A 10623-nucleotide genomic window follows, 5' to 3' on the forward strand; every position below is an offset into this window, starting at 1 on the left:
GTCTCGGCCAGCTCGGAGATGCGGCGGCAGTCGTCCAGGGTCCGGAACGCGAGGGCGCCCATGGGCAGCCCGTCCTCCAGGCCGGGGAACGGGGGGATGAACGCGGTGCTGCCGGTGGCGAGGACGAGGGTCTCGTACGGGGTGGCGGTCCCGTCGGAGGCGTGCACGGTCTTCGCGGCGCGGTCGATGCGGGTGACCTCGACGCCGAGGCGCGCGTCCACGCCGCAGGAGGCGTACCAGGCGGCGTCGACCAGGCTGATGTGGTCGGGCCGCGCCGCCCCGGCGAGGACGTCCGACAGCAGCACCCGGTTGTAGGGGCGCTGCGGCTCGGCGCCGAACACCGTCACGGGCGTGCGGCGGTCGCGGTCGCGCAGCTCGGTCACGAAGCGCGACCCGGCCATGCCGTTGCCGACCACGACGATGCCCGCGCCCGCCCCGGCGCCGCCGTGAACGCCGGTGCTGCCGCTGCCGCCGGTGCCGCTCATCGGGGCACCGCCGGCGGGACCGGCTTGATCTGGTCGCGCTCGACCTCGAACGCGATGCTCGGGTCGGGGGTGCCCGGCGCGTTGACGAACGAGACGAACCGGCTGAGCCGGCCGGGGTCGTCCAGGGTGTCGCGCCATTCGTCGGAGTAGGCCGCGACGTGGGCCTCCATCGCGGCGTCGAGCTCGGCGCAGATGCCGAGCCGGTCGTCCACGATGACCTCGCGGAGGTAGTCCAGGCCGCCGTCGAGGGACTCCAGCCACGTCGCGGTGCGCTGCAGCCGGTCGGCGGTGCGGATGTAGAACATCAGGAACCGGTCGATGTAGGTGATGAGCCGGTCGTCGGTGAGGTCGGTGGCGAACAGGTCGGCGTGCCGGGGCCGCATGCCGCCGTTCCCGCCGAGGTAGAGGTTCCAGCCGTTCTCGGTGGCGATGACGCCGAAGTCCTTGCTCTGCGCCTCGGCGCACTCGCGGGCGCATCCGGACACGGCCGACTTCAGCTTGTGCGGGGCGCGCAGGCCCCGGTAGCGCAGTTCGAGGCGGATCGCCATGGCGGCCGAGTCCTGGACGCCGTAGCGGCACCAGGTGGACCCGACGCACGACTTGACCGTCCGCAGCGCCTTGCCGTAGGCGTGCCCGGACTCGAAGCCGGCGTCGACGAGCCGCCGCCAGATGTCGGGGAGCTGCTCGACGCGGGCGCCGAACATGTCGATGCGCTGCCCGCCGGTGATCTTGGTGTAGAGCCCGAAGTCGCGGGCGACCTCCCCGATCACGATGAGCTTCTCGGGGGTGATCTCCCCGCCGGGGACGCGCGGCACCACCGAGTACGTGCCGTTCTTCTGCAGGTTGGCGAGGAAGTGGTCGTTGGTGTCCTGCAGCGCCGCCTGCTCGCCCTCCAGGATGTGCCCGGTGCCGAGGCTCGCCAGGATGGACGCGACGGCGGGCCTGCAGATGTCGCAGCCGCGGCCCCTCCCGTGCTCCTGGACGAGCTGGGTGAAGCTGGTGATCCGCCCGGCGCGGACGATGTCGAACAGCTCGGCGCGGCTGTGGTCGAAGTGCTCGCAGAGGGCCGTGCCGACCTCGATGCCGGCCGCGGTCAGCTCGGCGTCCAGGATCCGCTTGACCAGCGGGACGCAGCTGCCGCAGCTGGTCCCGGCCCTGGTGCGGTCCTTGACGTCGGCCATGTCGGTGAGGGAGTTGTCGGAGATCGCGCAGCGGATGCCCTCGGCGGTGACGTTGTTGCAGGAGCAGATGACGGTCGCGGCGGGCAGGTCCTCCCCGGCGGTCTCGGTGCCGCCGAAGAGCATCTGCTCGGGGGTGCCGGGCAGGCCGCCGCCGACGTGGGCGCGCAGGGTCCCGTACGACTCGGCGTCGCCGACGAGGACGCCGCCGAGGAGCGTCTGCGCGTCGTCGCTGACGACGAGCCTCTTGTAGACGCCGGCGACGGGGTCGGTGTAGGTGACGCCGAGCGCCCCCTCCCCCGGGCCGGCGAACGGGTCGCCGAAGCTGGCGACGTCCACGCCGAGGAGCTTCAGCTTGGTCGACGTGTCGGCGCCCTCGAACACGGCGGTGCTCGCGTCCGACAGCAGCCGGTCGGCGACGACCTCGGCCATGGAGAAGCACGGGCCGACAAGCCCGTACACGGTGCCGCCCACGAGGGCGCACTCGCCGATCGCCCAGACGGCCGGGTCCTCGGTGCGGCAGGAGGCGTCCACGACGACGCCGCCCCGCTCGCCGACGGGGAGGCCGCAAGCGCGGGCGAGCTCGTCGCGCGGCCGGATGCCGGCGGAGAACACCACGACCCCGGCGTCGACGGCCGAGCCGTCCGCCAGCACGATCCGCGCGACCGCGCCGTCCTCGCCCGCCTCCAGGGCGCGCAGGGGGACGCCCGCGTGGACGGCGATGCCGAGGCCCTCGATGTGGCGGCGCAGCATCGCGCCGCCGCCCTCGTCCAGCTGGCGGGGCATCAGCCACGGCGCGGCCTCCACGACGCCGCTGCGCAGGCCGAGGTTCTGGATCGCGCGGGCGGCCTCCAGGCCGAGCAGCCCGCCGCCGACGACCGCGCCGGTCGCGCGGTCGGCCGCGTACTCGCGGATCGCGTCCAGGTCGTCGATGGTGCGGTAGACGAACACGCCCGGCAGGTCGCGGCCGTCCACCGGCGGGACGAACGGGGCCGATCCCGTGGCCAGCACGAGCGCGTCGTAGCCGGCGACGCGCCCGGCGGAGGTGGTGACGGTCCGGGCGGCGCGGTCGATCGCGGTGACCCGCTCCCCGGTGACGACCGTGACGCCGCCGCCGTGCGCGGGGTAGGCGAGGTCGGCGCCGTCGAGGTGCGAGGTCAGCGCGACGCGGTCGTAGGCCGCGCGGCCCTCCTCGCCGATGACGGTGATCGTCCATGTGCCCGCGGTGTCGCGCTCGCGCAGCGCCTCCACCAGGCGGTGCGCGGCCGGGCCGTGGCCCGCCACGACCAGCCGCCTGTCCGTTTCGCTGTCGGCTCCCATGAACCCCGATGCTGGGCGGCCCGTATTTCCCGCCGGGAACCCGGACGTCACCCGCGCGTTAACTGCGCCTCACGCCCGTCGCGGACCCGATGCTGGGCCCGCGGTTGTCAGTTCGTGAGCAGGAAGCGTTCCTTTCGTGAGGGGGACACGAGAGGATCAGTGCGATAAATCACACTAATTCGGCGAGTCCGATGTCCGGCCGGGAGGCTGCAGTGCGAAGGATCATCGGCGTATCACTCATCGGTATCGGCGCGTTCCTCGTCGCCGCCGGTGTCCTGGTGCGCTTCTACGTGGCCCCCATGCTGATCGGTGCTCCGACGGACATCTACCAGGTCACGCGGCTGCAGGCCGAGAACGCCACCTACCTGGACGCGTCGTCGGTCACGGTCCGCACCGGCGCGACCGTGGCGGCCACCGCCACCGCCCGCGGTGACGTCAAGGCCGCCGGCGACGGAACCGCCGTTTGGGACACCACCACGGTCGTGCAGGACCTCGCCCGCGGCTACACGATCGACATCCAGAACGCCCGGTACGCCTTCGACCGCCGCACGGGCGGGCTGAAGGACTGCTGCGAGGCGGCGGTCCAGGGCGACAAGACCGTCCAGATGTCCGGGGTCGGGCTGTTCTGGCCGGTGGAGGCGAACAAGCGCGACAAGAGGCTGTTCGACACCACGACCCGGCAGACCTGGCCGGCCGTGTTCGAGGGCGAGGAGCGCATCGACGGGCGGCTCACGTACCGGTTCGTCCAGCACATCCCGGAGACCAAGGTCGCGGGCGACGTGCCCCCGCTGCCCGCCGGGCTGTTCGGGCGCCCCGACGGCGACCCCGCCGTCGAGGCGGAACGCCACTACCGGGTCGACGCCACGTACTGGATCGACCCCAGGACCGGCGCCCCGGTCGACCAGCGGCGGCACCTGGTGACGACGCTGCGGCCGAAGGAGGGGCCGGGGAGCCTCGTGGTGGCGGACCTGAACCTGCGGATGACGCCGGAGTCGCGGAAGGCGCTGCGCGAGCGGTCCGACGACGGCGCCGGCAAGATCCAGCTGCTGGAGACCGTCGTCCCGCTGACCGCGGCGGGCGCGGGCCTGGCGGCCGTGATCGCCGGGCTGCTGCTGACCCTGCCGGGCGGGCGGCGCACCTCGCGCCGCGGCACCCGCCGCGCCTCCTCCTGACCGGGCCTCCTCCTGACCGGGCCGTTAGCCGCCGGATGGGCGGGTAGGGGCATCCGAGACCCGAACATCCGAACTGGGGGGCAGTGATGGGCGAGTCACACCATCCGATCCAGGGCGAGCACCGGTACCAGCAGGAGGTGACCTCGCCGGACCAGCACGAGGAGCGGCCCGGGCGGAGCCTGGTGACCACCGACCACGAGGTCATCCGCCGCTGGGCCGAGGAGCGCGGCGCCGAGCCGTCGACGGTGCCGGGCAGCGACTACGAGGGCAGGCCGGGCCGGCTGCTGCTCGACTTCCCCGGCTACGGCGGGGAGAACCTGGAGCACATCTCCTGGGACGACTGGTTCCGCACCTTCGACGAGCGGAAGCTGAACTTCCTCTACCAGGAGCACCGGAAGGACGGCTCCCAGAGCAACTTCTTCCAGCTGGAGAACCCGGAGCGCGGCGGCGACGGCGGCTGAGCGGCGCCCGCCGCGCCTCGGGGGCGGCCTGCCCACCCGTCCCGGTCGTGCAGGATGGAGGGGTGACGCAGGTTGCACAGGGCCGCCCGGCCGGCGACGGGGAGACCGCGCGGCTGCCGATGCTGGCCGACCTGGTCTCCGACGGCGACGTGGTGGTGCTGAGCGGCGCGGGCCTGTCGACCGAGTCGGGCATCCCGGACTACCGCGGTGAGACGGGGCGGCTGCGGCGCGCCGATCCGATGACGTACCAGCGGTTCACCGGGTCGGCGGCCGCGCGCCGCAGGTACTGGGCGCGCAGCCACCTCGGGTGGCGGCACATCGCCGGCGCGCGGCCGAACGCGGGCCACCGCGCCGTCGCCGCGCTGCAGCGGCGGGGCCTGCTCGCGGGGATCATCACCCAGAACGTCGACGGGCTGCAGCAGGCCGCGGGCGCGGACGGCGTGATCGAGCTGCACGGCGCGCTGGACCGGGTCGTGTGCCTGGACTGCGGCGACCGGACCGCGCGGGAGCGGCTGGAGGAGCGGCTGGAGGCCGCCAATCCGGGCTGGGCGGAGCGCGTCGCCGCCACCGCGGTCAATCCCGACGGCGACGCCGTCATCGGCGACGCGGACGTCGAGGCGTTCCGCACGGTGGACTGCGAGCGCTGCGGCGGCCCGCTCAAGCCCGATGTGATCTTCTTCGGGGAGAACGTGCCGCCGGCGCGGGTCCGGGAGTGCTACGCGCTGACCGAGCGCGCGGGCGCCCTGCTGGTGCTCGGCTCGTCGCTGGCGGTGCTGTCGGGGTACCGGTTCGTCCGGCACGCGGCCGGGCTCGGCATCCCCGTCGCGATCGTCAACCGGGGGCCGACCCGGGGCGACGAGCACGCGCTGGTCAAGATGGACGCGCCGCTCGGGGCGACCCTGGAGCAACTGCTGGCCGAGCTCGGCCCGTAGCCCGGCGGCCTGTACCCCCGGCGGCCTGTACCCCCTGGCGACCCGCGGCGTCAGCGGCCCGAGAGGACGGACGTCGCGGCGGGTGCGGGCGACGCCCGCCGCCCCGGCACGCCGGGCGGGGGCGCGCCGGTGACGGTCGGCGGGTCGGGCAGCGTGTCGACGGTGACGAAACCGGTCGCCTCCAGCAGTTTCAGCTGCCCGTTGAGGAACGCCTCGACCTGCTGGGCGTACTGCCGCATGGTGGTGTTGCGGGTGCTGGCCCGGACGGCGGCGGTCCGCGCGTACAGCAGCCCCTGCGCCGTCCGCATCCGCGCCACGGCGGTCTTGTCGTAGTCGGTGCCGGACTTGCCGGTGATCTCCGACATCCAGCTCTGCTGCTCGGCGTTCGGGCTGTTGGGCAGCGGGACGTTCAGCTTGGCGGCCGTCCTGCGGTTCACCGCGTCGAACTGGATGTGCCGGGCCGCGATCTGGCCGAGGTTCTTGCGGGTGGCGCCCTGGGAGCCGCGGCGGGCGGCGGCGCGGCCGACCGGGATCTCCCACAGCGCGGCCTGCCTGAGCTGCACGAGGAGGAGCCGGTCGGCGGTGGAGAGCGTGCCCCCTTCGGCCGGGGCGGCGCCCGCGCCGGCCCCGCCGGCCGCCCCGCCGCCGGCGCCGCCGGTGGCCTGCACCTGCTGGACGCCGCCGTCGGTCGTCTGGCGGCCCATCGGCGCGCAGCCGCCCACGAGCAGCGTCACGGCCAGCCCGCACGCCGCCGCGGTGGCCGGGCGGGGTCCTCGCATGCGCCGCCGTCCTTTCGGTCGGGAGGAGAGAGACGTCACCCGGCAGGTACGCACGCGGGGGCGGCGGCGGTTCAACGCGGCCGCGGTCCGGTTCCGGTGTCCGGCGGGTCAGGTCCAGCCGAGCCGGGCGAGGCCGCCGACCGGGGGCTCGCCGCCGGCCTCGGTGAAGGCGCGCAGGGCGGCGACCAGGGCGTGCCGCTGGCCGGGCGGCATCCGGGAGACGACCTCGGCGATGCCTGCGCGGCGGCGGGCGGTGACGTCGTCGACGAGGGCCCGGCCGGCGTCGGAGAGCTGGATGCGGATCTCCCGCCCGCTGTCGGGGCTGGCCTGCCGGTCCACCAGCCCGGCGGCGGCGAGCCGGTCGACCATCCGCATCGCGGTGGACGGGTTGACCTCCAGCAGCCCGGCGAGCGTGACGAGCTTGGCCGGGCCCTGCGAGGCGAGCACGACCAGCAGCCGGAACTGCGGCATCGTCACGGTGTCCTCGACGGCGGCCAGGGACCGCACGGAGATCGCCACGAGCAGCCGCGACGCGGTCAGCAGCGCCGAGGTGACCTCGTCGATCCCGTCGTCGTGGCCGCCGCCTCGCCCGCTCATGACGACTTTCTACAACGCCGGGACCGCGGCGCGCCATCACCTCGTCCGGGGCGGGGCGTCCCGGGTCAGCCGGTGCGCTCCCGGACGAGCCCGCCGAGGTCCATGCGCGCCAGGCCGCGCAGGCCGGGCCGCTGCGCGAGGTGGGCGACCGCGAGCACCGCCAGGGCCGACCAGGCGTACGTGGCGGGCCGGATCTCGGTGTGGAAGGCCATCAGGTCGCTGTCGAACGCGCCGAGGAACGCCCCGGCGGCGATCCGCCCGACGACCAGGCCGGGGACGATGCCCGCCGCCACGACGAGGAGGTTCTCGGCGGTGACGAGGCGGGCCAGCCGGCGCCGGCCGACGCCGGAGGCGCGCAGCGCGGCCAGTTCGGTCGCGCGCTCGGCGAGGTTGACCGACAGGGTCGCGAACAGGACGGTGAAGGCCAGCAGCCCGCCGAACGCGAGCATGACCGCGACGAAGACGTAGAACAGGTCCATGTACTCGTCCATGGTCTTCTTCAGGGCCTGGGAGTCGGTGTAGGCGACGACGGCGGGGTGCGACGTCAGTGCCCGTTCGGCGGCGGCGCGGTCGGCGCCGGGCTCGAACTCGACGAGGACGGTGTCCGGCCCGGCCTCCGGCGCCCAGGCGGCGACCTGGTCCAGGGTCGCGTAGGCGTAGGTGCCGAGCGGCTCGTCGACGAATCCGGCCACGGTGGTGCGGACGGTCCCGCCGCCGGGGAGTGCCAGCCCGATGCGGTCGCCGGTCCGCACGCCGAGCTCCTCGCGCAGCGCCGCGCCGAGCAGGGCGCCGCCGCGGGGCAGGGACCGTTCTCCGCCGCCGGGTGTGAGGAACCGGTGCATCCGCGTCCCGGCGGGCAGCCCGACGACGGTGGTGGAGTAGCCGCGGTCGCCGGCGGTGACCGTGGCGGTGAGGCGGGTGGAGGGCTCCGCGGCCCGGACGCCCTCGGTCCCCGCCAGGGCGCCGAGGGCAGCGCCGTCGAGGGGCCGGCCGAGGGTGAGTTCGGCGTCCTGCCGCTGGACCTGGTCGAACTGGCGGGACACGGTCGCCCGGGACGAGTCGAGCATCCCCCAGGAGACGAGCACGAGCACGAGGGCGAGGACGACGCCGGCCATGGTGTAGAGGGTGCGGCGGAACTGGCGGGTTGGGCCGCGCAGCACCAGCCAGGCCCCGGCGGGCAGCCGCCCGGCGGCGGGCACGGCCCGTTCCAGGCGCGCGATCCACCCCGCTCCCCCGGTGGCGGGGACGGCGCCGCGCATCGCCTCGGCGGGCGGGACGCGGGCGGCCGACACCGCGGGCGCCAGGGCCGCCGCGGCCCCGGCGGCCAGCCCGAACGCGAGCCCGTACAGCAGGGTGGCGGCGCGGACGGTCACCGTCGTCTCGGGCAGGCCGATGGCGTCGCCGTACAGGCGGGTGAGCGGCCCGGCCAGCGCCAGGCCCGCGGCGGCGCCGAGGACCGCGCCTGCGGCCCCGACGGCGGCGCCGGTCGCCAGGTAGTGCGCCACGACGGTGCGGCGCCGGAACCCGCTGGCGCGCAGCGTCCCGATGACGACGCGGTCGCGCGCCACCCGGCGGGTCAGCACGACGTAGGCGGCGACGCCGGCGGCGCTGAGGAACAGCAGCGGGAACATCACCGCCAGCTGCGAGAACCCCTTGATGTCCTGCGCGAGGGCGGCATTGCTGGGCTGCTCGGCGCGGGTGGTGGCCGCGCCCGCGCCGTGCGCCCGCGCGGCGGCGGTGAGGGCGGCGTCGAGGCGGGCGGCGCCGGCGCGCCCTTCGGGGGTGTAGCGGACGGCCACCTCGTTGGGCGCGGCGGAGCCGGCGAGCCGGCGGGCCAGGTCCTCCGGGACGTACAGCACGCCGAACGAGCCGGGCGCGGGCAGGACGTTCTGGCGGCTCGGCGCGGGCCACAGGTACTCGGGCGAGGACGCGGTGCCGCGCACGCCGAGGTTCCGCCAGGCCCGCCCGTCCCACACCGCCACGGCCGCGCCGGGCCGCAGGCCCGCGTCGTCGGCGAGGTGCCGGTCGGCGAGGACGCCGGTCGGCGCCGCGGGGTCCAGGTACCGGCCGTCGAGGACCCGCACGCGGTTGACGGGCGGCTGCGTCCCGGCGGGCAGCCCGACGACGCGCCCGACGAGCGTGCCGCCGTCCGGGGTGCGCATCGGCACGTCGGCGACGGTGCGGACCGCGGCCGCCGCCACGCCGGGCGCGGCCCGCGCCTCCCGCGCGATCGCGGCGGTGTCGCCGCCCGCCAGGGTCAGGTCGGCGAACCGGTACTCGGTGAACAGGTCCTGGTAGCCGGCGTCCAGGTTCTTGTAGGCGTCATAGGACGCGCCGAACAGCGCGACGCCGAGCATCACCAGCACCACCACCGACACCAGCTGCGCGGGGCGGCGGCGCAGGTCGCGGCGGAGTTTGACGTTGAGCGTGCTCACCAGGCCACCTCCCCGGCCGCCGCGGGCGCGGCGGTGGTGGTGACCTCGGCGACGCGGCCGTCGCGCATCCGCACGACGCGGTGCGCGATGGCGGCGATCGCGGCGTTGTGGGTGACGACCATGACGGTGCGGCCGCGGCGGTTGAGGTCCTGCAGGACCCGCAGGACGCCGCGCCCGGTCTCCAGGTCCAGCGCGCCGGTCGGCTCGTCGCACAGCAGCAGCTCCGGGTCCTTGGCGATGGCGCGGGCGATCGCGACGCGCTGCTGCTCGCCGCCCGACAGCTGAGCCGGGAAGTGGCCGCCGCGGCCGGCGAGCCCGACCGACTCCAGCGCGGCCGCGGCCCGCTCGCGGTCGCCGCGGCCGGTGAGCTCGGCGACGAGCCGGACGTTCTCCAGCGCGGTCAGCGAGGGGACGAGGTTGAAGAACTGGAACACGAACCCGACGGTGTCGCGGCGGTAGGCGGTGCGGGCGTCCTCGTCCAGGCCGGAGAGGTCGCGGCCGCCGGCGACGACGGTGCCGGAGGTGGCGGGCTCGATGCCGCCGATCAGGTTGAGCAGGGTCGTCTTGCCGGAGCCGGACGGGCCGAGCAGCACGACGAACTCGCCGCGCCGCACCTCCAGGTCCACGTCGCGCAGCGCGCGCACTCCGGCGCGGCCGCCGCCGTAGGTCTTGCCGACACCGTGCAGCAGCACCGCGGGGGCGCCGCCATCGCCGTGCTCGCGGTCGGGATCGAGTTCGGGGTCGTTCCGGGCGGCCGCCCGCCCGCGGTCATGACGCGTCATCGCCGTCTCCTCCGGCTGCGTGGGGTTCTGGGGCGGGGCCGCCGGGCGGGCGCAGCAGGTCCAGGAGCCCGGCGGCCGCGCCGGCCGCGTCCGTGCCGGGGTCGATCAGCACGTGGACGAGCAGGCCGTCGAGGAGCGCGCCGAGCACCACGGCCAGTCCGGCGGGGTCGGCGTCGGCGCGCAGGAGTCCCGCGGCCCGGTTCTCGGCGAGCCGGGCCGCCAGCATGTCGCGGAACGCGCGGAGCTGGCGTTCGGTCCCGGCGCGCAGCTCCGCGTCGCGCATGCCGTGCGTGAGGGCCTCGACGAGCACGCGCTGCCCGTCGGTGCGCTCGCCCGTGCGTCCGCCGCCGTCCTCGCTCCCGGTGAGCTGCCGGACGGCGGCGGCGACGCCGTCCAGCGCGTCGTCGGCCCGCAGAATCGCCTCGACGGGACCCTCCAGCTCCCTCTCCACCGCGTGCATCACCGCGGCCCGGCGCAGCGCG

The 10623-nt window shown here is 75.6% G+C and carries 10 protein-coding genes; 3 read left to right on the forward strand and 7 right to left on the reverse strand.

Annotated features, from left to right (window positions below):
* A partial coding sequence (locus IEZ03_RS05605) for an FAD-dependent oxidoreductase (RefSeq protein ID WP_189241159.1) occupies positions 1 to 485 on the reverse strand: 485 nt, incomplete at its 3' end.
* On the reverse strand, positions 482 to 2983 hold the full coding sequence (nirB, locus tag IEZ03_RS05610) for a nitrite reductase large subunit NirB (protein ID WP_184884684.1): 2502 nt from the start codon (positions 2981 to 2983) through the stop codon (positions 482 to 484). The genes nirB and IEZ03_RS05605, both read right to left, overlap by 4 nt.
* Positions 2984 to 3195: 212 nt before the next feature.
* Here nirB and pgfA point away from each other — a divergent pair, with 212 nt between their 5' ends.
* From pgfA to IEZ03_RS05625, 3 genes are all read left to right on the forward strand, one after another.
* Complete coding sequence (gene pgfA / locus IEZ03_RS05615; RefSeq protein ID WP_184884685.1) at positions 3196 to 4155, forward strand: cell envelope lipid trafficking protein PgfA; 960 nt, start codon at positions 3196 to 3198, stop codon at positions 4153 to 4155.
* An 86-nt stretch (positions 4156 to 4241) separates the two neighbouring features.
* A complete protein-coding gene (locus IEZ03_RS05620) occupies positions 4242 to 4616 on the forward strand; it encodes a hypothetical protein (protein ID WP_184884687.1) in 375 nt (124 codons plus the stop codon).
* 119 nt (positions 4617 to 4735) lie between these two features.
* Positions 4736 to 5548: an NAD-dependent protein deacetylase gene (locus IEZ03_RS05625; RefSeq protein ID WP_184890647.1), complete on the forward strand. Its 813-nt coding sequence runs from the start codon at positions 4736 to 4738 to the stop codon at positions 5546 to 5548.
* A 50-nt stretch (positions 5549 to 5598) separates the two neighbouring features.
* On the opposite strand, the gene IEZ03_RS05630 is transcribed toward IEZ03_RS05625, so the two are convergent.
* The 5 genes from IEZ03_RS05630 to IEZ03_RS05650 all read right to left on the reverse strand — a co-directional run.
* The gene (locus IEZ03_RS05630) at positions 5599 to 6327 is read right to left on the reverse strand and encodes a DUF4142 domain-containing protein (RefSeq protein ID WP_184884689.1); all 729 of its coding nucleotides are present in this window, start codon (positions 6325 to 6327) and stop codon (positions 5599 to 5601) included.
* A 108-nt stretch (positions 6328 to 6435) separates the two neighbouring features.
* Complete coding sequence (locus IEZ03_RS05635; protein ID WP_184884691.1) at positions 6436 to 6924, reverse strand: MarR family winged helix-turn-helix transcriptional regulator; 489 nt, start codon at positions 6922 to 6924, stop codon at positions 6436 to 6438.
* 65 nt (positions 6925 to 6989) lie between these two features.
* Positions 6990 to 9359, reverse strand: coding sequence for an FtsX-like permease family protein (locus IEZ03_RS05640; RefSeq protein WP_184884693.1), 2370 nt, complete (start codon positions 9357 to 9359; stop codon positions 6990 to 6992).
* Positions 9356 to 10141 (reverse strand): ABC transporter ATP-binding protein, encoded by a 786-nt coding sequence (locus tag IEZ03_RS05645; RefSeq protein WP_184884695.1) that lies wholly within the window; start codon positions 10139 to 10141, stop codon positions 9356 to 9358. Before IEZ03_RS05645 ends, IEZ03_RS05640 begins: the two co-directional genes overlap by 4 nt.
* Positions 10128 to 10623, reverse strand: a 496-nt coding sequence (locus IEZ03_RS05650; RefSeq protein ID WP_189241160.1) for a TetR family transcriptional regulator C-terminal domain-containing protein, incomplete at its 5' end; no start/stop codon positions are given. The genes IEZ03_RS05650 and IEZ03_RS05645, both read right to left, overlap by 14 nt.

This window comes from Actinomadura livida, assembly GCF_014648675.1.
GTDB lineage: Bacteria > Actinomycetota > Actinomycetes > Streptosporangiales > Streptosporangiaceae > Spirillospora > Spirillospora livida.

Coding starts and splice junctions, on each gene's coding strand:
- nirB (WP_184884684.1), bottom strand. CDS start 2,983: ATGGGAGCCGACAGCGAAACGGACAGGCGGCTGGTCGTGGCGGGCCAC.
- IEZ03_RS05620 (WP_184884687.1), top strand. CDS start 4,242: ATGGGCGAGTCACACCATCCGATCCAGGGCGAGCACCGGTACCAGCAG.
- IEZ03_RS05625 (WP_184890647.1), top strand. CDS start 4,736: ATGCTGGCCGACCTGGTCTCCGACGGCGACGTGGTGGTGCTGAGCGGC.
- IEZ03_RS05630 (WP_184884689.1), bottom strand. CDS start 6,327: ATGCGAGGACCCCGCCCGGCCACCGCGGCGGCGTGCGGGCTGGCCGTG.
- IEZ03_RS05635 (WP_184884691.1), bottom strand. CDS start 6,924: ATGAGCGGGCGAGGCGGCGGCCACGACGACGGGATCGACGAGGTCACC.
- IEZ03_RS05645 (WP_184884695.1), bottom strand. CDS start 10,141: ATGACGCGTCATGACCGCGGGCGGGCGGCCGCCCGGAACGACCCCGAA.